Origin of the sequence: Phaeobacter sp. B1627 (assembly GCF_006265095.1) — a bacterium.
GTDB lineage: Bacteria > Pseudomonadota > Alphaproteobacteria > Rhodobacterales > Rhodobacteraceae > Epibacterium.
This window is the reverse complement of the sequence record NZ_VCNK01000045.1, coordinates 1-24069: the sequence shown is the minus strand read 5'-3', so window position 1 is coordinate 24069 and position 24069 is coordinate 1. Positions and strand designations below refer to the sequence as shown.

Sequence of the window (24069 nt, the reverse complement as noted above, 5' to 3'; positions counted from 1 at the left end):
CGTTCAAACTTTTCCTTAGCCATGATGGCCTCCTTTTAGGTTCGAGGAGGGAGCGCAGCCCTGTGCACTCCCCCAATTCTTGACGCTTAAGCGTATTTGGACTGGATCTCGTCAGAGATGTTCTGCGGCACCGGATCGTAATGCGAGAACTGCATGGTGAACTGCGCGCGGCCCGAAGACATGGAACGCAGTGTGTTGATGTAGCCGAACATGTTCGCCAGCGGAACGTTTGCGTCAATCGCAATCGCATTGCCACGTGGTTCCTGACCGGACACCTGGCCCCGACGGGATGTCAGGTCGCCGATGATACCGCCGGTGTATTCTTCCGGGGTGATCACTTCGACCTTCATGATCGGCTCGAGCAGTTTCGCGCCCGCTTTGCGCATCCCTTCACGCATGCACATACGAGCAGCGATTTCAAAGGCCAGAACGCTGGAGTCCACATCGTGGAACTTACCGTCGATCAAGGCAACCTTGAAGTCGATCACGGGGAAGCCAGCCAGCGGACCGGAGTCCATGACCGAGTTGATCCCTTTTTCGACACCAGGAATGTATTCCTTGGGGACCGAACCACCAACGATGCGGGATTCGAAGGAATAGCCTTCACCGGCCTCTGTCGGCGAGATGATCATCTTCACCTCAGCGAACTGACCCGAACCACCCGACTGTTTCTTGTGGGTGTAGGTGTGCTCGACTTCGTGACCAATGGTCTCGCGGTAGGCAACCTGAGGGGCACCGATGTTCGCTTCAACCTTGAATTCACGCTTCAGACGATCAACGAGAATATCCAGGTGAAGTTCGCCCATGCCCTTCATGATGGTCTGACCGGACTCGATGTCGGTTTCAACACGGAAGGACGGGTCTTCTGCGGCCAGACGGGCCAGACCCTGGGACATTTTTTCCTGGTCGCCTTTGGTCTTCGGCTCGACCGCGATCTCGATGACCGGATCGGGGAAGGTCATGGTTTCCAGAACGACCGGTTCCTTGGCGTCGCAGAGCGTGTCACCGGTGGTGGTGTCCTTCAGACCCGCCAGCGCGATGATGTCGCCTGCGAAGGCTTCTTCGATCTCTTCCCGGTTGTTGGAGTGCATCATCATCATACGACCGATGCGCTCTTTCTTACCTTTGGTCGAGTTCAGGATCGAGTCACCCTTGTTCAACACACCGGAATAGACGCGGGTGAAGGTCAGCGAACCGACAAAGGGGTCGTTCATGATTTTGAACGCCAGACCGGAGAAGGCCATCGCATCATCCGCACGACGCGGGATGTCACGAACTTCGTCCTCATCGCCGGGTTTGAAGCCCATGTAATCAACAACGTCCAGCGGGCTGGGCAGATAGTCGATCACAGCGTTGAGCAGCGGCTGAACACCTTTGTTCTTGAACGCGGACCCACCCAGAACCGGCACGAAAGCCATCGCGAGGGTCCCTTTGCGCAGCAGGGCGCGCAGGGTCGCGACGTCAGGCTCGGCGCCATCCATCAGGTAGTTTTCCATGGCGTCGTCGTCTTGCTCGACGGCCGCTTCGATCATCTTGCCACGCCATTCGTCGGCCATGTCTTTCAGGCTGTCACGGATCGGAGCCTTGATCCAGGACGCACCAAGGTCTTCACCCTGCCACAGCCATTCTTCCATGGTGACCAGATCGATCAGGCCTTCCAGTTCGGTTTCGGCACCGATTGGAATACCAACCGGCACAGCGCGCGCGCCGGTCCGGTCTTCGATCATCGCAACGCAGTTAAAGAAGTCTGCGCCGATCTTGTCCATCTTGTTGACGAAAACCATCCGAGGCACCTTGTAGCGGTCAGCCTGACGCCACACGGTTTCGGTTTGGGGTTCAACGCCAGCGTTGGCGTCGAGAACACAGACGGCACCGTCGAGCACAGCCAGGGAACGTTCAACTTCGATGGTGAAGTCAACGTGACCGGGGGTGTCGATGATGTTCAGACGGTGTTTTTCAGAGTCAGCGGTTACACCATCTTCGGTGCGTTCCCAGAATGTGGTCGTCGCAGCAGAGGTGATGGTAATCCCGCGTTCCTGCTCCTGCTCCATCCAGTCCATGGTGGCTGCACCATCGTGCACCTCACCAATATTGTGGGATTTGCCGGTGTAGAACAGGATGCGCTCGGAGCAGGTGGTTTTACCTGCATCGATGTGCGCCATGATACCGAAGTTACGGTAGCGGTCGAGCGGATAGTCGCGTGCCATTAGGATGAGCCTCTAAAGAGTTACCAGCGATAGTGCGAGAAGGCTTTGTTTGCTTCAGCCATCTTGTGCGTGTCTTCGCGCTTCTTAACGGCAGTACCCCGGCTTTGTACAGCGTCGAGGAGTTCACCGGCGAGGCGTTCTTCCATTGTGTTCTCGTTGCGGCCACGGGCCGCATTGATCAGCCAACGGATGGCAAGCGCTTCACGGCGCTCCGGGCGGACTTCGACCGGAACCTGGTAGGTGGCACCACCCACACGACGGGAGCGAACCTCGACGGAGGGCTTCACGTTGTCGAGGGCTTCGTGGAAGACTTCGACAGGTGCGCGCTTGATTTTGCCTTCAACACGTTCGAACGCGTTGTAGACGATTCTTTCTGCGACCGACTTTTTGCCGTCGATCATCAGGTTGTTCATGAATTTAGTCAGAACACGATCGCCATATTTGGCGTCGGGCAGGACTTCGCGTTTTTCAGCAGCGTGGCGACGGGACATCTGTGTCTATCCTTCTTCTTATTTAGGACGCTTCGCGCCATACTTGGAGCGACGCTGCTTACGGTCTTTGACGCCTTGGGTATCCAGAACACCGCGCAGGATGTGATAGCGGACACCCGGAAGGTCTTTTACACGACCGCCACGGATCAGAACCACAGAGTGTTCCTGAAGGTTGTGGGATTCGCCCGGAATGTAGGAGATCACTTCGAAACCGTTGGTCAGGCGAACCTTCGCAACTTTCCGCATAGCGGAGTTCGGTTTCTTCGGCGTGGTGGTGTAGACACGAGTACAGACGCCGCGTTTCTGCGGGCACTGCTCCAGGTGCATGGACTTGGAGCGCTTTACTTTCGGCTGACGCGGCTTGCGGATCAGCTGTTGGATCGTTGGCATTCCGGTTAATTCCCCGTTTTGCAACACTATGTCATGCACGCGGCGGGCGCGGGGCCCGGACGTGCGGCGAAGTCATCAGCAGCGATTACGCAAACGCAAAAACCGCAAACGCTCCCATTCCGAGGTGAACGTCGCGGTGGGTTTACAGAGGGTCGGGGTGAAAAAAGTGCCCTGACCTTGAGCCACTACAGATATGATATCGGCGTGAAAGGGAGATCCCCCAAGAGCCGGATAGCGCGCGTATATGCAGAGTCGCCCCTCTTGTCAACACTACCCCCCCATCCCGGTCTGCGATATGGCGCGCGCCCGCTCTTGTGGAGGCGGCCCTTGTGGAGGCGGCGCCCCGGCGGCATAGTCGGCCTGTTTCATGCCAAAGGGAATTGCCAGATGCAAGTGATCGGTCTGTGCCGGTTTTCCTACCCCGCTCTGGGCGGCTTTCAGGTCGAACACGACAGCACCGAGGCCCGCATGGCGTTTCTCTACAATGAGGCGCGGATGGAAGAGCGGTTTCGTCTGTTCGAGGCAGTCGCCCTTCCCTGCCTGCGGGAACAGACTGACCCGGATTTCGATCTGATTGTTGTCATCGGCGACAGCCTTCCGGCACATCACGAGGAGCGGCTGCGCGCCCTTGTGCGCGATATTGCGCAGGTCCGGATTGAGAAACACCCGCCGCGCAAACAACGCCAGGTCATGAAGGACATCCTCAACGCCGCCCGTCGCGACCCCGATGCGCCCTGCCTTCAGTTCCGCTATGACGACGACGACGCGATCTCTGTCGATTTTGTGGAACGGCTCCGCCAGACTGTGGACGACTGCCCGGGCCTGATGCATCGCAACAGAGCGGTCGCGGTTGATTTCAACATGGGCTACGTGGCGGAATTCGGCCCCCAGGGGATCAGCGCGACCGAAATCCATCGCCCCTATTATGTCGCGGCCCTTGGCATGTACGTGCGCGGCGGCACCCCGGTGACCATCATGAACTTTGCGCATGAGAAAATCCTGCGCTTCATGCCGACCGTGACGCTCTCGGATGCGCCAATGTTCGTGCGCGGCCATCACAGCTCCAATGACTCGCGTCAGAAACCGGTCAAACCGGTGCCCGTCACCCCGCTCAGCCTGGACCAAAAAGCCGAATTCGAGGCCCGCTTTGCCCTCCGGGATGCCTTTGTGCGGCAGGTGTTTTCCGGTGATCGGCGGCCTTAACCCGCAGCCCCTTCGGCGACCTGGCGTTCACGCAACAGGGTGAAGAGACCGGCGGCGACCACGACGGCCGCTCCGACCAGGGTGAGCGCAGAGGGCCACTCGCCAAAGACCAGCCACCCCAGGATCAGCGCCCAGACCAGCCCCGTATAACGCAGGGGCGCAACAGCCGAGATTTCGCCCACGCGGATCGTCATGACGGCACAGAGATAGGCGATCAGGATCAAACCTCCCGTCGCGACGAGGATCCCCCATTCGCGCGGGCCCACCGGCTGCCAGGTTTCACCAATGCCGAGGCCGCAGCCAAACAACATGACCGAAAAAGCCGCCAGAAAAGTCACCGTCAGGGACGGGACAGCGGCTGACATCCGGCGGGTCACCAGATCCCGCAGGGTGAGGGCGGCCACGGCCAGAAGCGCATAGCCGGTCGCGAGGCCGAAATCCGCACTTCCGGGCCGCACAATCAACAACATACCGCCAAATCCAAGGAGGATGGCAAGGCTGCGCCGCCACCCGACCCGCTCCTGCAGGAACAGCGCCGCGCAGAGGGTCACCGTCAGGGGCAACATCTGCAAGACCGCTGTCACATTGGCCAGCGGCAGCTCCAGAAGCGCTGTGAGAAAGAAATAGGTGGCCGCCATTTCAGTGCCGCATCGGGCCAGAACCAGGCCCCAGTCCCTTCGCGAGAAACTGAACCGCAGCGCGCCCATGACCTTGGCCAGCCCCAGCAAAAGCACGCTCGCCAGCGCCCCCCGGATGACCACGATCTGCCAAAGAGGGACCGTATCGCCTGCCAATTTCACCAGGGTATCGTTGCATGTGAACGCCGCCATGCTGCCCAGCATCAAAAAGGCGCCCCTTTGGTTCGGGCTCAGAGACTGCAACATGTCTAGATCGCCTTGAGTTCTGCGAGTGTCATGCCGAAATGGCGTATCAGATCCGCATCGATGGCGGACTCGCTATGTTGACCGGTCAACCCCATCATTGTCGGCGCCGAGTGGTTGTCCCAATGCACCGTGCGCAGGAAGGCCGGAACCGAAATGTCGGAGTACAGCGGATAGTGCTGCGCCAACTTGCGGTGATTGAAGCGATAGGGGTTCCCACGCCCCCGCGCCGGGCGGACCAGAGAGACCCCAGCCGACAGCGGCGCTCTTTCGCAACTGTCCAGAACCCGCGCGGGCTCTGTCTGGGATTTCACAAGGTAGATGCCGCGGTTGAAAGAGATTGCGAAGGGTGTTTTTGCGCTGGCCTGCAACGGCAGGAGCCCCGCCGCCAGCCGCTTTGTGCGTGATATGAAATCGCCGTCCAATGCATCATCATCGTCGAGTCGAAACAGGATGGAGTGGCTCTCCCGCTCTGGGGGCACCAGTGCATAGGCCTGTTTGAGGATAGTGAAATGCTTGTCCGGCCCGAACGGGCAGAGGATCATATTCGCATGAGGCGCCATCAGGTCCGCCAGATGCTGCAGGTATTTCTGGGGCATCCGGTCCGACGTCGCGACAACCAGGGTGAAATCAGGATCACTCTGCCGCAGCAGGGATGGCAAACAGAGGCGTTCGAAAAGATGCAATCGGAGCGCCATCCGGTCCGGCGCAAACAGAGCCGCGGCCGCCGCATCCAGAGAGGCAAATCGATCGGCATTGAATGTCGGGGTCAAAAGCGAAAACCGGATCACCCCCACCATGTTGAATGTCGCCGACACAACCCCCTGCCCCTCTGTTTGACGTCGGCACAGTCAAATCACGCCACGGAAAGTTTGCCAAGGGCGATCGCATGGGGTGCGCCGGGCCGACCCACCTTGCAACGCGGCACGGGCGACCGCCACGAAAAAGCCCCGCGTCACTGGGACGCGGGGCTTTGGGTTTTCAATCAGACCGTTCAATCAGACGGTCCCGAGCCGATCAGGCTGATCAGTCCCGGCTCTCAGTCCCGGCTCTCCGGTGTTTCCACCAGGAAATCCGCATCACTGCCGTCGCTGTCATCCATCATCGGAGCGGCAAGGGCCGCCGCCGCTTCCGCTTCTTCGCGACGGGCCTCAAGGACCACATTGTCCCGCGTGGACGCGATGTGGCGCATCTGCTGTGTTGCGCCCCCGGTCCCGGCCGGGATCAGACGGCCGACAATGACGTTTTCCTTCAGACCGACGAGCTTGTCGCGCTTGCCCTGCACCGATGCTTCGGTCAGGACCCGCGTGGTTTCCTGGAAGGACGCCGCCGAGATGAAGGACCGCGTCTGCAACGACGCCTTGGTGATGCCCAGCAGGATCGGCGCGCCCTGTGCAGGGCGTTTGCCACGCGACAGCGCCTTTTCGTTGGCCTGGTCGAATTCCTGCTTGTCGACGTGTTCGCCTTTCAACAGCGTGGTTTCGCCCGAGTCCGAGATCTCCCACTTCTGCAGCATCTGGCGAACGATCACCTCGATGTGCTTGTCGTTGATCTTCACACCCTGCAGACGATAGACGTCCTGCACTTCGTCGATCATGTAGTTCGCCAGAGCCTCGACACCCATGATGGAGAGGATGTCATGCGGCGCCGGGTTGCCGTCCATGATGTAGTCGCCCTTTTGCACGAAGTCCCCTTCGACAACCGGGATGTGCTTGCCCTTGGGCACCATGTATTCCACGGCTTCCATGGTCTCATCCGCGGGCTCGATCGAAATGCGGCGCTTGTTCTTGTAGTCGCGGCCAAAGCGCACGTAACCATCGATTTCGGCGATGATCGCGTGATCTTTCGGACGACGGGCTTCGAACAGTTCAGCCACACGCGGCAGACCACCGGTGATGTCCTTGGTCTTCGCACCTTCACGCGGAATACGTGCAACCACGTCGCCGGTTTCGATACGTTGACCGTCTTCACAGGACAGGATTGCGTCCACGGACATCGGGTAGGTCAGCGGGTTGCCAAGCGCGTTGCGGACCGGTTCGCCATCCTCATCCACCAGAATGATTTCCGGCTTCAGGTCAGATCCCTTCGGAGCGGCACGCCAGTCGATCACGATCTTCTGGGTCATGCCGGTGGCATCGTCGGTTTCGTCACGCACAGCCAGACCGGAGACCAGGTCAACATATTTCGCTGTACCCGGCTTCTCGGCGATGATCGGCAGGGTGTAGGGGTCCCATTCGAACAGCTTGTCGCCGCGCGCAATCGTCTGACCTTCCTTGACGAACAGCTTGGTGCCGTATCCCAGCTTGTGGCTGGCCCGCTCCTCGCCATGTTCGTCCTGAATGATCAGCTTCATGTTCCGGCCAACCACCAGAACTTCGTCGTTGGCATTGGTCAGCGTGTTGGAGTTCTCGAACACGATCTTACCGGACTGGGATGCCTCGAGGAAGGACTGCTGACCACCCTGAGCAACGCCGCCGATGTGGAAGGTCCGCATCGTCAGCTGTGTACCGGGTTCACCGATCGACTGTGCCGCGATGATGCCGACGGCTTCACCGGAGTTGACCATGGTACCGCGTGCAAGGTCACGACCATAGCACATGGCGCAGACACCTTCTTCGCTTTCACAGGTCAGCGGGCTGCGGATGCGCATGGAGGGAACAGCCGCATCTTCGATGATGTCGGCCATACGCTCGTCGATCAGCTGGCCATAGGCCACCAGGATCTCTTCGGTGCCGGGGCGTTTGACATCCTCGGCAGCAACACGACCCAGGATACGCTCACCGATGGAGGATACGACCTCACCATCGTTGACCGCTGCCTCGGCGGTGATTGCGCGTTCCGTACCACAGTCGCGCTCGCGCACGATGCAGTCCTGTGCCACATCGACCAGACGACGGGTCAGGTAACCGGAGTTCGCGGTCTTCAGAGCCGTATCCGACAGACCTTTCCGGGCACCGTGGGTGGAGTTGAAGTACTCCAGAACCGTCAGGCCTTCTTTGAAGTTCGAGATGATCGGCGTCTCGATGATGTCGCCATTCGGCTTCGCCATCAGACCGCGCATCCCGCCCAGCTGCTTCATCTGGGTGACAGACCCACGCGCACCGGAGTGCGCCATCATGTAGACCGAGTTCGGCTCCATCACGGCACCGTTCTCGTCGCGCTTGTCAGCTGAGATCGTGCTCATCATCGCTTCGGTGACGCGGTCGTTACACTTCGACCATGCATCGACGACTTTGTTGTATTTTTCGCCCTGGGTGATCAGGCCGTCCATATACTGCTGTTCAAAGTCTTTCACCTGGTCGCGCGTCTCGTCGACGATCGGCCATTTGGTGTCGGGGATGACCATGTCGTCCTTGCCGAACGAAATGCCCGCCTTGAACGCCTCGCGGAAGCCCATGGTCATGATCTGGTCACAGAAGATCACCGACTCTTTCTGACCGCAGTAGCGATAGACCGTATCGATGACCTGCTGAACTTCGCGTTTCCGCAGCAGACGGTTCACCAGCTCGAAAGGCGCCTTGGCGTTTTTCGGCAGCAGGCCACCCAGACGGACCCGGCCCGGTGTGGTCTCGAAACGTTCGTAGACCTCCAGACCGTTTTCGTCGATCTGCATGATACGCGCGGTGATCTTGGTGTGCAGATGCACTTCGCCCGCATCCAGCGCATGCTGGACTTCGTCCATATTGCCAAAGACCTTGCCTTCGCCAACCATGCCCTCGCGCTCCAGCGTGAGGTAATAGAGGCCGAGGATCATATCCTGCGAGGGAACGATGATCGGCGCGCCGTTCGCAGGCGACAGAACGTTGTTCGTCGACATCATCAGGACGCGCGCTTCCAGCTGGGCCTCAAGGCTCAGCGGGACGTGCACGGCCATCTGGTCACCGTCAAAGTCGGCGTTGAACGCCGAGCAGACCAGCGGGTGCAACTGGATCGCCTTGCCTTCGATCAGCGTGGGTTCAAAGGCCTGGATACCCAAACGGTGCAGCGTCGGCGCCCGGTTCAGCATCACCGGGTGTTCGCGGATCACCTCATCCAGGATGTCCCAGACTTCGGGACGTTCTTTTTCCACCAGCTTTTTCGCCTGCTTCACGGTGGAGGACAGACCTTTGGCCTCCAGACGCGAGTAGATGAACGGTTTGAACAGCTCCAGCGCCATCTTCTTGGGCAGGCCGCATTGATGCAGCTTCAGCTCGGGACCGGTCACGATGACCGAACGACCGGAGAAGTCGACGCGTTTACCCAAAAGGTTCTGACGGAAGCGACCCTGCTTACCTTTCAGCATGTCGCTGAGCGATTTCAGCGGGCGCTTGTTGGCTCCGGTGATGACGCGGCCGCGACGGCCGTTGTCAAACAGCGCATCGACGGATTCCTGCAGCATCCGCTTTTCATTGCGGACGATGATGTCAGGCGCGCGCAGCTCGATCAGACGCTTCAGGCGGTTGTTCCGGTTGATCACCCGACGATAGAGATCGTTGAGGTCAGAGGTCGCGAAGCGGCCCCCGTCCAGCGGCACCAGCGGACGCAGTTCCGGCGGGATCACCGGAATGACGGTCATGATCATCCACTCCGGCCGGTTGCCCGACTCGAGGAAGGATTCGACAACCTTCAGACGCTTGATGATCTTTTTCGGCTTCAGTTCACCTGTGGCTTCGGCCAGCTCGGCCCGCAGCGTTTCCGCTTCGGCTTCGAGATCGATTGCGGCCAGCATCTCGCGGATCGCCTCAGCGCCGATATTGGCCGTGAAAGCGTCCATGCCGAACTGGTCCTGCGCGTCCATGAACTCTTCTTCGGTCATCATCTGGCCGTAGGTCAGATCGGTCAGACCGGGTTCGATGACAACGTAGTTTTCAAAGTACAGAACACGTTCCAGATCACGCAATGTCATGTCCAGCATCAGGCCGATGCGGGATGGCAGCGATTTCAGGAACCAGATATGCGCAACAGGTGCGGCCAGCTCGATGTGGCCCATACGCTCGCGGCGCACTTTCTGCAGCGTGACTTCCACACCGCATTTTTCGCAGACAACGCCGCGATATTTCATGCGCTTATATTTGCCGCAGAGACATTCGTAGTCTTTGATCGGGCCAAAGATCCGCGCACAGAACAGACCGTCACGCTCAGGCTTGAACGTCCGGTAGTTGATGGTTTCCGGCTTCTTGATCTCGCCGTAGGACCACGACAGGATACGTTCCGGCGATGCCAAAGAGACTTTGATTTCATCAAAGACCTTGGGCGGCGTCAGCGGGTTGAACGGATTATTCGTCAGTTCCTGGTTCATTTTGATACCTCAAATATTGCGGAAGGGGGGAGTGGGGTAAGGGCGCGCGGCCCTTACTCCTCAACCTCCGCATCCAGGAGTTCCATATTCAGGCCGAGACCACGGACTTCCTTCACGAGAACGTTAAAGCTCTCCGGAACGCCCGCTTCAAAGTTGTCCTCGCCCTTGACGATCGATTCATAGACCTTGGTCCGGCCGGCGACGTCATCCGATTTCACGGTGAGCATCTCCTGCAGGGTGTAGGCGGCGCCATAGGCCTCAAGGGCCCAGACTTCCATCTCACCAAAGCGCTGGCCGCCGAACTGCGCCTTACCACCGAGCGGCTGCTGGGTAACCAGCGAGTACGGACCGGTGGACCGGGCGTGGATTTTATCATCCACAAGGTGGTGCAGTTTCAGCAGATACTTGATGCCGACGGTGACCGGACGGGCGAACTGCTCGCCGGTGCGGCCGTCGAACAGGATCGATTGGCCGGATTTGTCAAAGCCTGCGCGGATCAGCGAGTCGTTGACGTCGTCTTCCTTGGCACCGTCAAAGACCGGTGTCGCGATCGGAACACCGCGGGTCACATTGCCCGCTGCTTCGACCAGATCGACCTCATCCATATCGGACAGGCCTTCCTCATAGACGTCATCGCCATAGGCGTGGCGCATGGCCTCGCGGACCGGCGTCAGATCGCCGGTGCGACGGTAGTCCTGCAGCGCGTCATCCACCTTGATGCCGAGACCGCGCGCGGCCCAGCCCATATGGGTTTCAAGGATCTGACCAACGTTCATCCGCGACGGAACACCCAGCGGGTTCAGACAGAAATCAACCGGGGTCCCATCGGCGAGGAACGGCATGTCCTCCATCGGCACCACGCGTGAAATCACACCTTTGTTGCCGTGACGACCGGCCATCTTGTCACCCGGCTGCAGCTTGCGCTTCACCGCGATGAAGACTTTGACCATCTTCATCACACCCGGCGGCAGATCGTCGCCACGACGGACCTTTTCGACCTTGTCTTCGAAACGGGCATCCAGAGCACGCTTTTGTGCTTCGTATTGCTCGTTCAGGGCCTCCAGGATCTGGGCGTCCTTCTCATCCTCAAGGGCGAGCATCCACCACTGGCCGCGCGTCAGCACATTGTCCAGCAGATCCTCGGTGATCTCGGTGTTGCCACGCACGCCTTTCGGCCCCTTGACGGCAATCTTGCCCATCAGAAGGTCGCGCAGACGCGCATAGATGTTGCGGTCAAGGATCGCCAGCTCGTCGTCCCGGTCACGGGCCAGACGCTCGACTTCCTCACGCTCGATCTGCAGCGCACGTTCGTCTTTTTCCACACCATGGCGGTTGAAGACGCGCACTTCGACAACAGTTCCGTAGTCGCCCGGCTTCACCCGCAAAGAGGTGTCCCGCACGTCAGAGGCTTTCTCACCGAAGATGGCACGCAGAAGCTTTTCTTCCGGCGTCATCGGGCTTTCGCCCTTCGGTGTGATCTTGCCCACCAGAATGTCACCCGGCTCCACATCGGCACCGATGTAGACGATGCCCGCCTCGTCGAGGTTGCGCAGGGCTTCCTCACCGACGTTCGGAATATCGCGGGTGATCTCTTCCGGGCCGAGCTTGGTGTCACGGGCGGCGACTTCGAATTCCTCGATGTGGATCGAGGTGAAGACGTCGTCACGGGCAATCCGCTCGGAGATCAGGATGGAGTCTTCGTAGTTGTAGCCGTTCCAGGGCATGAAGGCGACGACCACGTTTTTACCCAGCGCCAGTTCCCCCATATCGGTGGAGGGTCCATCGGCGATGACTTCACCTTTGGACACACGCTGACCGACCTTCACCAGCGGGCGCTGGTTGATGCAGGTGTTCTGGTTCGAGCGCTGGAACTTGCGCATGCGGTAGATGTCCACACCCGCGTCGCCCAGCTCGAGGTCTTCTGTCGCCCGGATCACGATCCGCTGCGCATCGACCTGGTCGATGATGCCTGCGCGTTTCGCCATATAGGCCGCGCCGGAGTCGCGTGCGACCACTTCTTCGATGCCGGTGCCCACAAGCGGCGCCTCGGCGCGCAGCAATGGAACCGCCTGACGTTGCATGTTCGAGCCCATCAGAGCCCGGTTGGCGTCGTCGTTTTCAAGGAACGGAATCAGCGAGGCCGCAACGGACACCAGCTGTTTCGGGCTGACGTCGATCAGATCAACGCTTTCGTTCGGGGCCAGCGTGTAGTCACCGGATTGACGGGTCGAGACCAGATCGTTGACGAACCTGTTGTTCTCATCAAGGTTCGCGTTCGCCTGCGCCACGGTGTGACGCATTTCCTCGGTGGCCGACATATAGTGGACTTCATCGGTCACAACACCATCGGTCACAACACGATAGGGCGTTTCGATAAAGCCATATTTGTTCACCCGGGCAAAGGTCGCCAGCGAGTTGATCAGGCCGATGTTCGGACCTTCCGGCGTTTCAATCGGGCACATCCGGCCGTAGTGAGTCGGGTGCACGTCGCGCACCTCAAAGCCCGCGCGCTCGCGTGTCAGACCACCGGGGCCAAGCGCCGAGAGACGGCGTTTGTGGGTGACTTCCGACAGCGGGTTGGTCTGGTCCATGAACTGCGACAGCTGCGAGGAGCCGAAGAATTCGCGCACGGCAGCGGCGGCCGGTTTCGCGTTGATCAGATCCTGCGGCATCACCGTGTCGATCTCGACCGAGGACATACGTTCCTTGATCGCGCGCTCCATGCGCAGAAGGCCGACGCGGTACTGGTTTTCCATCAGCTCGCCAACGGACCGCACACGACGGTTGCCGAGGTGGTCGATGTCGTCGATGTCGCCCTTGCCGTCGCGCAGCTCCACCAGCGCCTTGATACAGGCGACGATGTCTTCCTTGCGCAGGGTCCGCTGGGTGTCTTCCGCATCCAGGGCCAGACGCATGTTCATTTTCACGCGACCAACAGCCGACAGGTCATAGCGCTCGCTGTCGAAGAACAGAGTGTCAAACAGCGCCGAAGCGGCCTCGACGGTGGGCGGCTCGCCCGGGCGCATCACGCGGTAGATGTCCATGAGCGCGGTATCGCGGCCCATGTTCTTGTCCGCCGCCATGGTGTTGCGCATGTAGGGGCCAACATTGACGTTGTCGATGTCAAGAACAGGGATGTCGGTGATACCCGCATCCAGCAGCTCCTTGACGGTGCCGCCGATGATGTCGCCGTCCTTGTCATATTCCAGCGTCATCTCATCGCCGGCTTCGACATAGATCGCGCCGGTTTCTTCGTTGATGATGTCCTTGGCGACATATTTGCCGACGATATGCTCAAACGGAACCAGCAGTTGGGTCACATTGCCTTCGTCGATCAGCTTCTTCACGGCGCGCGGCGTGACTTTCTTGCCTGCTTCGCAGATGATCTCGCCGGTGTTCGCATCAACCAGATCGTATGTCGGACGGGTGCCACGGACGCGTTCGGGGAAGAACGGCGTGACCCAGCCACGGGATTTCTCGAGCGAGTAATCCACGGTGTTGTAATAGGCATCCATGATGCCTTCCTGGTCCAGCCCCAGCGCATAAAGCAGGGTGGTCACAGGCAGTTTGCGGCGACGGTCGATACGGGCAAAGACGATATCTTTCGCATCGAACTCAAAGTCGAGCCAGGACCCGCGGTACGGGATGATGCGGCAGGCGAACAGCAGCTTGCCCGAGGAGTGGGTCTTGCCTTTGTCGTGGTCAAAGAACACGCCGGGCGAGCGGTGCATCTGAGACACGATCACGCGCTCGGTACCGTTGACGATAAAGGTCCCGTTCGGCGTCATCAGCGGCATGTCACCCATGAAGACATCTTGTTCCTTGATGTCTTTGACGGATTTGGCACCGGTGTCCTCGTCGACATCAAAGACGATCAGACGCAGGGTGACCTTCAGCGGAGCCGCATAGGTCATGTCACGCTGCATGCATTCGTCAACGTCATACTTGGGACGTTCAAGGGCGTATTTCACGAACTCCAGAACGGAGGTTTCGTTGAAATCCTTGATCGGGAAAACCGATTGGAACACGCCCATGATGCCTTCGCCGTCGAGCGGCAGTTCAGCATCACCAGAGCGCAGAAACAGATCGTATGAAGATTTCTGGACCTCGATGAGGTTCGGCATGTCCAGCACTTCGCGGATTTTGCCGTAGTATTTGCGAAGACGTTTCTGGCCAAGGAACGATTGAGCCATGTCAGATGTCACCTTTCAGAGTTCTCAACACACAAGGATGCCGCCGGGCCCCGGCATCTTGCACGTCAGAGACAGCGCGGTCTGGATCAATTCATGGCCACCGTCCCGAATGGCAGCCTCCCGATCCAACGAACCTCGCCTGAAAAAAGGGCCCACCCGCATACAGGTGAAATGGCCCCTTTCTGAGACAGGTTCAGCTGGACCCGGGTCACCCCGGATCCAGCCAAATTCGCTAGGGATATAAAGCAGAAATTTCTATGTGAAATCCAGCGTGCATTTCCCCTTTCGCGTGGCTTAGGCCACTTCGACTTCGGCGCCAGCTGCTTCCAGCTTGCCTTTGACTTCTTCGGCTTCGTCCTTGGACACGCCTTCTTTGATCTTGCCGCCGGCTTCGACCAGTTCTTTGGCTTCTTTGAGGCCCAGACCGGTGATCGCGCGGACTTCTTTGATCACGTTGATTTTGGATGCGCCGGCGTTCTTCAGAACGACGTCGAATTCGGTTTTCTCTTCCTCAGCAGCTGCGTCGCCGCCTGCAGGACCAGCCATCATCACTGCGCCGCCAGCTGCGGGCTCGATGCCGTACTCGTCTTTGAGGATGGTTTTCAGTTCTTGTGCTTCCAGCAGGGTCAGACCTACGATGCTTTCCGCGAGTGCTTTCAGATCAGCCATTGTATCAGCTCTTTCCGTTTAACAGTGTGTATGTATTCCAACGTGGGCTTTGCTGCACCCTACGCCAGTCATTCAGTGCCAACCGCTTACGCAGCTTCCGCCTTCTCTTCGATGGTCGAAAGGATGCTTGCGATGTTGCTTGCAGGTGCGCCAATCGCGCCAGCGATGTTGGAGGCCGGTGCGCCAATGCAGCCAGCGATAGAAGCAATGAGCTCCTCGCGGGACGGCATTTTCGACACGGCTTCAACGCCAGCACGGTCCAGAGCGTTCTCACCCATTGCACCGCCAAGGATCTCAAACTTCTTGTTTTCCTTGGCGAAGTCCTCGGCCACCTTGGCTGCTGCCACGGGGTCCTCGGAATAGGTCAGAACGGTCATCCCTGTCAGCAGGTCAGACATGTTTTCACACGGCTTACCCTCAAGGGCGATTTTGGCGAGCCTGTTCTTGGCAACACGCACGGCCCCGCCAGCGTCACGAGCACGCGCACGCAGGTCCTGCATCTCAGCAACTGTCAGACCGACATAGTGGGCTACGACCACCACGCCAGAGCTTTCGAAGATCTGGCCGAGTTCCTCGACCACTTTCTCTTTCTGGGCTCTATCCACAGTTCTCTCCAAGTTAGGGGCGCATGGCCCCGGCTCATTTCTGCCGCTCCCCGAAGGGACCGGCGGTCAAGTCCGTTTTACGGGGTTGAGCCAAAATTGCCCGAAGGTCGAAAAACCCTCGATCTTTCATTGGTCGTTACCCGTCTCAGGAGGGAAATTAAGACCCGATCGACAGGTCACCCACCATCTTGGACGAAAAGGCACAAAGCGCGCGACGAATCGCACGCTTTGCTCCGTGGAGCGTTCATAGTCCTGCGGGAAAAGATTTCCAAGCCCTAAATGGCGACCCAGCCAAGGGCAAGGCCCGGGGGACGGCCAAGCCGCTAGGATCCAGCGTCCGGGCCACAGGCCCCGGACGGCAGGGCATGAGCAGAAATTCCGAAATACTCCTCAACCAGCGCATCGACATTCAACCGCAGCCTCAGCAACGCGCCGTGGCGGTCGAGGCGCTCCAACAGCGCCGGGTCGGCACAGTGGAGCCGCGTGAACAAGGACCGCAATGCGGCTTCCGGATCGTCGGCAGCAAGCGCCGCCTGAACCCGTGTGGTCAATCCGGCGGTAAACCCACGTGACGCGCAGCGCCAATCGAGCTTGCTGCGCCACAGCTGATACTCCGCTCCGATCATATGCAGCAGGTGAACACCATCGTGATGATCAAGCAACCGTTCGCGCAGCTCCTGCCCCTTGACGGTCCGTGGCCAATGCTGACGCAGCGTCAGCCCCGGAACCCCACAGCGCACGACCGATTTCCCCTGCGGGTGCCCGACCAACCCGCCCCGGCGCGGGCCGAACAGCTCAACATCCGCGCCATAGACGGACTTCCGATCCTCATAGCTCATGGGGCGCCGAAAATAGGTGATCTCTCCGCCCGGCTGAACCACCAGACGTTCGGCCGTGACAATACGGACCGAGTGCAGCTCTTCGGGAACACCGGCCAGCAGATCCACAAGACCGCCCGCCTCCAGGAACAGGTATTCATCCGCATCGACATTCACCAACCAGCCGTCGTCATACTGCTGGTACAGCCAGGTCATCGCCGCATTCTGCCGGGTCACAAAAGCATCCCCCGCGGTCAGCCCAACCCGCGCCCAGAACTCTGGCGTGCAGGCAATGCACCGCAACCGGGGGTGATCAGACAGCAGCTCCAATGCGGGGTCTTCGGGATTGTCAAAGCAGATCACCACTTCATCCGCCCCAAGCGCAATATACCACGCGCAGAACCGCAGAACCTCCGCCAAAGGTTCATTCATGATGGCTCCGACCCGCCAGATCTGCATGGATGCCCCGCTCATATGTTGCGACTGCCCGGTTTGATGCAACGCGACCCGGATGCCGCGCCGTCCGGACAGATTTATCTCAGGACCGCGAACAAGAAAAGGCGACACCGGGGTGCCGCCTCTCTCTCATTCGGAACGGATCGCCAGATCACTCGGTGACGGCGTTGTCCACATCCAATGTCACGCCCGGGCCCATGGTGGACGACAGAGCGATCTTCTTCATGTAGGTGCCTTTGGCGCCCGAGGGCTTTGCCTTGGACACGGCAGAAATGAACGCGCGGACGTTTTCGACCAGCTTGGCTTCGTCAAAGGACGCTTTGCCAACACCGGCGTGGACGACGCCGCCTTTTTCCGCTTTGAACTGAACTTCACCACCTTTGGCAGCTTCCACGGCCGCTTTCACGTCCATGGTCACGGTGCCAACCTTGGGGTTCGGCATCAGGTTGCGGGGGCCAAGGATCTTACCCAGACGACCAACGATGGGCATCATGTCGGGGGTGGCAATGCAGCGATCGAAATCGATGTTGCCGCCCTGAATGGCTTCCATCAGGTCCTCTGCGCCGACAACGTCAGCGCCAGCGGCCTGTGCTTCTTCTGCTTTGGGGCCGCGGGCGAACACTGCGACACGCATTGTTTTACCGGTGCCGTTCGGCAGGCCAACCACACCGCGGACCATCTGGTCTGCGTGGCGGGTGTCAACACCGAGGTTCAGCGCGATTTCGACGGTTTCGTCGAATTTGCTGGTTGCGTTTGCTTTCACCAGTGCGACGGCATCTTCAACGGTGAGGTTGGATTTGCCAGCGAAGGCTTCGCGCGCTGCGCGGGTACGTTTACCGAGCTTTGCCATCTTACTTCACCTCGATGCCCATGGAGCGGGCAGAGCCCAGGATGATCTGCATCGCGGCTTCGATATCGTTCGCGTTCAGATCTTTCATCTTCGCTTCAGCGATTTCCTTCACCTGCGCGACAGTCACGGTGCCTGCGGTCTCACGGCTCGGGTTGTTCGCGCCGGATTTCACGTTGGCAGCCTTTTTCAGGTAGTAAGACGCGGGCGGCGTCTTGATGTCCATGGTGAAGGACTTGTCCTGATAATAGGTGATCACGGTCGGGCAAGGGGCGCCTTGCTCCATGTCTGCGGTCTTGGCGTTGAACGCCTTGCAGAATTCCATGATGTTGATGCCGCGCTGACCCAATGCGGGGCCAACTGGCGGGGATGGGTTTGCCTGACCTGCAGGAACCTGCAGCTTCATCGAACCAACAAGCTTCTTAGCCATCTGGTTATCTCCTTTTCAACAGCCGCAGGGCGCGCCCCTTGGCCTCGTAACGTTGCGTGGTGCGACCGCTGCATCGCGATGCAACGACCTCCCACAAGAATCACACCCGATTGAACAATCAGGTGGATTGGCGGCACTTACGCCGTATCCTTTGACGGCGCAACCCCCGTTTCACACGGAGCGCTTTGGCCGCTTGGCACTCTGGTCGCGGCAGGCGCGGCACCCATCGCCGCATTATACCAGTCCGCCGCGACCAGATCCCACGGAAAGCTCCGCTGCGCCCGCGCCCGCCCCGCCTGCGACAGCCCCGCCGCGAGATCCGGGTTCCGCGACAGCCGGATCATGGCCGCTGTCAGGTCACGGACCACCTGCTCAGCGGTCCCGACCTCGACGAACAGCGCCTCCTCGTCCGTGGCAAGCCCGACCGGGCCACCGCACCGCAGGGTCAGAACCGGCAACCCGATCGCCATGCTCTCCTGCATGGCAATCCCATTGGATTCTTTCAGGCTGGGAAAGATCAACGCACGAAACTGGCTCAGGGTCTCTGCCAGCGCGCCATGAGCCAGCCAGCCTGCGAACCGGACACGCCCCTCCAGACCGAGAGTTGTGACAAGCGCCTCCAGCTGCGGCCGCTCCGGGCCATCGCCATATAGGGTGAGCCGCATGTCCGCCGGGGCGGCGGCCAGCGCCCGGATGGCCAGATCCACGCCTTTGTTGGGGATCATCCGCCCGATCCAGACGAACTCCGGTGGGGCCTGTTCGGGGCGGATACGGGCGCGGTCGAAAAAGCTGCGGTCCAGCCCCGCGTCGGCGACCGACAGCATCTTCGCCTCCGGGCACCCCGCCCAGCGCAGGGCCTGCCGCGTTCGCTCGTACCCGGACACCAGCACGCGGTCAGCCCGCTCGTATTGCGACGACACCCGCCCCATGATCTGCTGCACCGGCCGGTAGATCCGTTGCTGCAGCCGCCCCGCGCGGCTGTCGCGATCGCGGAATTCTGGTGGAAAGAAGATATTTCCCGACACCGGACCGATGACATAGCGATACCCCTTCGGCGGGAACCGCTGCTCCACCGGTGAGATCGGACACAGGTAATGAAGAACGACATCCGACGGATCAAACCGTCGGCACAGTCGCGCCACCGACCTGTGGAACAGGGCGTTGACCAACCGGCGAAGCCCCGGCGTCCGCCAGCACAGCCTCATCAGGGGCGTGTCCTGCACATATTGGACCCGGTCGCCAGGCAAGGCATCCGCCAGCGCCGCCCGGCACCTGTCATGAGTCACAAGCGTCACGTCGTGGCCCTGATCCAGCAGCACCTGCACATATTGCAGCGCCTTTACCGCCTCGCCCCCCATGGTGAGTGCCGCGTTGGTCGACACCACAATCAGTTTCATGCGCCAAAGCCTCCTGCCGGACAAACAAAAATCGGCCCCATTCTAGAGGCCGATCCGAAAGTTCCCAATGGGGGACGTGCATACCGTGGTCTGATTGTGGCCCCTGCCCCCTCCGGCCCCGTCCTGCCCTGACCTATCCTGTCCGGGCAGCGGCAACAGGGTCACCCTTGCTTGGTGACCTGGGCAAAGTCCAGCTCGACCGGGGTTTCGCGACCGAAGATGGACACTGTCACCTTCAGCTTCTGATTCTCGTCGTCGACGCCCTCGACCATACCGTCGAAGTCCTCGAACGGCCCATCATTGACTTTGACCTTCTCGCCGATTTCAAAGCTGATCAATGTCCGCGGCGACTCTTCGCCCTCCTGGACCCGGTTCAGAATGCCGTTCACTTCGGCATCCCGCATCGGCATCGGACGCCCCTGGGGGCCGAGGAACCCGGTCACGCGGTTGATCGAAGAAATCAGGTGATAGCCCTGATCGGACATTTCCATGTGAACCAGAACATAGCCCGGCATGAACCGCCGCTCGGTCGAGACCTTCTTGCCGCGACGGATCTCGATGACTTCCTCGGTGGGCACCAGCACTTCATCGATTTCGTCTTCCAGACTTTGCTCCACGACCGCGGCGCGAATCTGTTCTGCGATTTTCTTTTCGAAGTTCGAAAGAACGCTGACCGAATACCACCGTTTCGCCATGAAGCTGACCGTCCCTTGTGTTCCGTGCAGGATGATCCCTGCAAAAATATCTGCGTGCAGCATATTGCTGCGGCCCAACAAAAATCGGCGTGCGAATCGCCGCACGCCTCATTCAGTGTCGGCTGAACTATCCCCCTGAGCGGCGAATATCAAGAGGCAACCACGCCTTTGACATACGCGCTCAGCCCACGCTGATCTCAGCCGAACATCCCGAGAACGCCGTTCAGACCGGAGCGGATCGCCAGATCCACGATGGCAAAGAACACCGCCGTCAAGGCCGCCATGATGAACACCATGACCGTGGTCAACAGGACCTCGCGACGGGTCGGCCAGACGACCTTGCTGACTTCTGCGCGCACCTGCTGAATGAACTGGACGGGGTTGATGGTGGCCATAGGGCTCTCACACTCTCTCTTGTCGACTGACCGGCGATGTAACCGGAAGGCGCGGCGAATTCAAGTCCTGTGGCTACGGTCGCGGGCGCGGCACGGTCAATTCAATCTTAATTTTTGGAATTCATAACCAAAAGGATCGGCAGGAGAACCGCCTTTGCGTCTTTGAACAGGGCACCGCCGACGACATAGAGCGCGACAATGAGATGGAATTTCATGACCTTCGCCAGTTCCCGGCAGAATGCTGAACACGACCAGTCAAACACCCCCAAGGCCCCGCCGCTGGCAGGACCGTCGCCGGTCGGCTCGCCATCTGCGGCCTTTGCAACCACATCGCAAGACGCCCCGATTCGGCTTCACCCCGCCGCAACCGAGGATCCGCTGCCTGCCCGCATGCGTGAACATGTGACAGTCGTCTTCGCGGCCGGTCAGATCGATGAAACAGCCACGGCCTGCGCGCGCCTGCTCAAGGGATATAACTCCTCTGCCTTTCTGTGGACAACGCTCGGAGCGTGCCACGCACATCGCCGCGCCTTCAATGATGCGCTGACCTGTTTCAACCGCGCCCGTGAACTCGCTCCAACGGCTCCTGACGCATATGCAGGCATGGCGGGGGTCTATGTTCAGCAAGGCAAGCCCGACGCCGCCGAATCCCATTTCCGCACGACCATTGGGCTTGATCCGTCCAATGTTGTGGCGCTGAACAATTTCGCCAATTTCCTGACCGGCTGCGGGCGTTCCGACGAAGCGGCCGCCCTGTTGAAATCCGCGATGGGCCATGCGCCGGGCAACGCGATTGTTGTCTATAATCTCGCCAACGCCCTTCGCCAACTGGGAAACACAGCCGAGGCAAAGCGCTACTATGCCCAAGCACTCTCGCTACAGCCTGACCTCCCGGAGGCCCGGTTCAACTATGGCCAATTGCTCTGTTCCGATCAGGAATTTGAGGCCGCCGCGCCGCAGTTTGACAGGCTTGTCGAGGCCAATCCCGATGATGATCGCGCGCGCGCATACAAACTGCATATCATGGCGAAGCTGAACGATTTCGGCTGGGTTCAGGAATATCAGGCGCATCGCCGTCACCTGGGCTTGCGAGGGACGGCCGTTGCCCCCTTCACCACGCTCGCGATGGAGGACAACCCCGACCTGCTGCGCGTGCGCACTCAGGCCTATGCCGACACCGTCATCATCCCGCCCCTGCGCAAGCCTGCGGACCCCATCCGTCCCGCCAGCCGGCCAGAGCGGTTGCGCATTGGCTATTTCTCTGCGGATTTTCACTGCCACGCCACGATGTTCCTGCTCGGTGGCGTTCTGCGGGCGCATGATACCAGTCGTTTCGACATTCACGCCTTTTCATACGGCCCTCAGCGTGACGACGCTCAGCGCGCCCTGGTGCAAAACAGCGTTGGCCACTTCCACGAGGCTTTCGGCCTGTCGGATCAGGCTCTGGTGGATCTGGCCAAAGCCCAGAACCTCGATATCGCGGTGGACCTCAAGGGATATACCGGCCGGTCACGCAGTTCCATATTTGCGCAGCGTCTGGCCCCGGTGCAGATCTCATATCTCGGCTACCCGGGCACCATGGGATCCCCGTCGATCGACTATCTGATCACCGATTCCGTCGTCAGCCCCGCAGGCACGGAGCGCCATTTCGAAGAATCGCTGATCCGGATGCCTCACAGCTACCAACCCAACGACCCGGAGCGCAAAGTCGCTCCACGCCAATTCACCCGCAGCGATTGCGGCTTGCCGGAAGACGGCTTCATCTTCTGCTGTTTCAACAACAGCTACAAGATCACGCCCCGCGAATTTGATATCTGGATGCCGCTTTTGACCGAGGTTGAGGGCAGCGTCCTGTGGCTTCTGTCAAGCGGCCCCGCCTCCGAGGCCAATCTGCGCCGGGAGGCCGAGGCGCGCGGCGTGGCTGCTGAACGTCTCGTCTTTGCGGATCGCATGACGCAGGACGAGCATCTCGCACGACAAAAAGTCGCGGATCTGTTCCTCGATACCTTTGCCGTCAACGCGCATACGACCGGTTCCGATGCCCTTTGGGCCGGCCTGCCCGTCCTGACTCTTCCGGGGCAGCAGTTTGCCGCCCGCGTCGGCGCCAGCCTGCTGAACGCGGTAAACCTGCCCGAGCTGATCGCAACGGATGAGGCCGACTACAAAGCCCGCGCCCTGCATCTGGCGCAGGACCCGTCGGCACTCATGGCGCTGCGCAGCAAACTGAACGTGAACCGCCGCACCGCGCCCCTGTTCGATGCAAAGAGCTACACCCGAAGTCTGGAAGACGCATTTGATGCTGTGTTTGACCATTGGAAAGCAGATCAGCCGAAGACCCATGTGACGGTTTCCGCAGCCCCGCAACCTCGCAAGGCAGGGAGAGCGGGCAAGAAGGTCCCCTTCGCCGCCGCATAAACACACATGTGTTGCAACGCAGCCAACATCGGAGCATTTGACCATCGCCGGTTGCGCTGGAACAGAGATTGCCACCATCACCGGGCACAGCATGAAAGACGTCAGCGCCATCCTGGACGAGCACTATCTAAGCAGGGCTGCGGAGCTGGCTGAGTCGGCTATCAAAATGCTGGAAATGTTCGGAAACGGAGGGAAAATTCCCAAATGAACTCCCAAATGCAGGTGTCCCGTCAATGGTCATTCGGTCTATATCATTGATTTTAATGGCAGGGGCATCAGGGTTCGAACCCGAGACCTACGGTTTTGGAGACCGTCGCTCTACCAACTGAGCTATACCCCTGTGATGCGGCGGTTCCTAAGGGAGAGCGCCGGGGGACGCAAGAGAAAAATCGCGCGCCCCGGCGATACAGTGCCGTCGAGTCGGCCGGAGGTCGAGAGCCGCCCGCGCCCACACACGCATTCTTCATGCCAGGGTCTGCGCCCTGCCGCACAACGCGCATGCCGTCGGAGAGGCCTCGCATGTAACAGCTCTAGTTCTGTGTCCCCAGGACAAGGCCAACAGCCGCCGGTCTTGAGGTCTCAGGCGATCGTGCGGGCCAGAACAGGGTGCGTAGAACGCCGTCCGGGGAAACAATTCATCGAGGACGGCATTTCAGCCAGGAGAGCCTAGTGCGGCCACGAAAAAGGGCGCCGCGGGGG

Annotated in this window: 18 protein-coding genes and 1 tRNA gene; 3 read left to right on the top strand and 16 right to left on the bottom strand. The window is 59.9% G+C overall.

Annotation, left to right across the window (positions count from 1 at the left end; genetic code table 11):
* Positions 1-86: 86 nt before the first annotated feature.
* From fusA to rpsL, 3 genes are read right to left on the bottom strand one after another with little or no spacing between them, the layout of a single operon-like run.
* Positions 87-2207, bottom strand: a complete 2121-nt coding sequence (gene fusA, locus FGE21_RS18595) for an elongation factor G (RefSeq protein WP_139664912.1) — start codon at positions 2205-2207, stop codon at positions 87-89.
* A 20-nt stretch (positions 2208-2227) separates the two neighbouring features.
* Positions 2228-2698, bottom strand: coding sequence for a 30S ribosomal protein S7 (rpsG, locus tag FGE21_RS18590; protein WP_139664911.1), 471 nt, complete (start codon positions 2696-2698; stop codon positions 2228-2230).
* An 18-nt stretch (positions 2699-2716) separates the two neighbouring features.
* Positions 2717-3088, bottom strand: coding sequence for a 30S ribosomal protein S12 (rpsL, locus tag FGE21_RS18585; protein ID WP_005621086.1), 372 nt, complete (start codon positions 3086-3088; stop codon positions 2717-2719).
* A 387-nt stretch (positions 3089-3475) separates the two neighbouring features.
* Here rpsL and FGE21_RS18580 point away from each other — a divergent pair, with 387 nt between their 5' ends.
* Complete coding sequence (locus FGE21_RS18580) at positions 3476-4291, top strand: putative rhamnosyl transferase (RefSeq protein WP_139664910.1); 816 nt, start codon at positions 3476-3478, stop codon at positions 4289-4291.
* Here FGE21_RS18580 and FGE21_RS18575 read toward each other — a convergent pair.
* From FGE21_RS18575 to secE, 12 genes are all read right to left on the bottom strand, one after another.
* Entirely contained in the window at positions 4288-5175 is an 888-nt protein-coding gene (locus FGE21_RS18575; RefSeq protein ID WP_139664909.1) for a DMT family transporter, read from the bottom strand. The genes FGE21_RS18580 and FGE21_RS18575 overlap by 4 nt on opposite strands.
* Positions 5176-5177: 2 nt before the next feature.
* Entirely contained in the window at positions 5178-5990 is an 813-nt protein-coding gene (locus tag FGE21_RS18570; RefSeq protein WP_139664908.1) for a glycosyltransferase, read from the bottom strand.
* Positions 5991-6211: 221 nt separating this feature from the next.
* A complete protein-coding gene (gene rpoC, locus FGE21_RS18565; protein WP_139664907.1) occupies positions 6212-10450 on the bottom strand; it encodes a DNA-directed RNA polymerase subunit beta' in 4239 nt (1412 codons plus the stop codon).
* Positions 10451-10503: 53 nt separating this feature from the next.
* Positions 10504-14643, bottom strand: a complete 4140-nt coding sequence (rpoB, locus tag FGE21_RS18560; RefSeq protein ID WP_139664906.1) for a DNA-directed RNA polymerase subunit beta — start codon at positions 14641-14643, stop codon at positions 10504-10506.
* A 294-nt stretch (positions 14644-14937) separates the two neighbouring features.
* The gene (gene rplL, locus FGE21_RS18555) at positions 14938-15312 is read right to left on the bottom strand and encodes a 50S ribosomal protein L7/L12 (protein ID WP_068242163.1); all 375 of its coding nucleotides are present in this window, start codon (positions 15310-15312) and stop codon (positions 14938-14940) included.
* An 86-nt stretch (positions 15313-15398) separates the two neighbouring features.
* Positions 15399-15917 carry a 50S ribosomal protein L10 gene (gene rplJ, locus FGE21_RS18550; protein WP_139664905.1) on the bottom strand — a complete coding sequence of 173 codons (519 nt, stop codon included), beginning with the start codon at positions 15915-15917 and terminating at the stop codon, positions 15399-15401.
* Between the two features lie 323 nt (positions 15918-16240).
* Positions 16241-17167 carry a glycosyltransferase family 2 protein gene (locus tag FGE21_RS18545; protein WP_255731664.1) on the bottom strand — a complete coding sequence of 309 codons (927 nt, stop codon included), beginning with the start codon at positions 17165-17167 and terminating at the stop codon, positions 16241-16243.
* A gap of 175 nt (positions 17168-17342) precedes the next feature.
* Entirely contained in the window at positions 17343-18041 is a 699-nt protein-coding gene (gene rplA, locus FGE21_RS18540) for a 50S ribosomal protein L1 (RefSeq protein ID WP_139664903.1), read from the bottom strand.
* A gap of 1 nt (position 18042) precedes the next feature.
* Positions 18043-18468: a 50S ribosomal protein L11 gene (rplK, locus tag FGE21_RS18535; protein ID WP_139664902.1), complete on the bottom strand. Its 426-nt coding sequence runs from the start codon at positions 18466-18468 to the stop codon at positions 18043-18045.
* A 137-nt stretch (positions 18469-18605) separates the two neighbouring features.
* On the bottom strand, positions 18606-19865 hold the full coding sequence (locus FGE21_RS18530; protein ID WP_139664901.1) for a glycosyltransferase family 4 protein: 1260 nt from the start codon (positions 19863-19865) through the stop codon (positions 18606-18608).
* A 161-nt stretch (positions 19866-20026) separates the two neighbouring features.
* Positions 20027-20560: a transcription termination/antitermination protein NusG gene (gene nusG / locus FGE21_RS18525; RefSeq protein ID WP_139664900.1), complete on the bottom strand. Its 534-nt coding sequence runs from the start codon at positions 20558-20560 to the stop codon at positions 20027-20029.
* Positions 20561-20757: 197 nt separating this feature from the next.
* Positions 20758-20955 (bottom strand): preprotein translocase subunit SecE, encoded by a 198-nt coding sequence (secE, locus tag FGE21_RS18520; protein WP_139664899.1) that lies wholly within the window; start codon positions 20953-20955, stop codon positions 20758-20760.
* Between the two features lie 213 nt (positions 20956-21168).
* On the opposite strand from secE, the gene FGE21_RS18515 reads away from it, so the two are divergent.
* Positions 21169-23370 (top strand): tetratricopeptide repeat protein, encoded by a 2202-nt coding sequence (locus FGE21_RS18515; RefSeq protein ID WP_176695486.1) that lies wholly within the window; start codon positions 21169-21171, stop codon positions 23368-23370.
* Between the two features lie 37 nt (positions 23371-23407).
* Positions 23408-23578, top strand: a complete 171-nt coding sequence (locus FGE21_RS20120; protein WP_176695485.1) for a hypothetical protein — start codon at positions 23408-23410, stop codon at positions 23576-23578.
* 56 nt (positions 23579-23634) lie between these two features.
* Here FGE21_RS20120 and FGE21_RS18510 read toward each other — a convergent pair.
* Positions 23635-23710 (bottom strand) — tRNA-Trp (locus FGE21_RS18510).
* Positions 23711-24069: the final 359 nt, after the last annotated feature.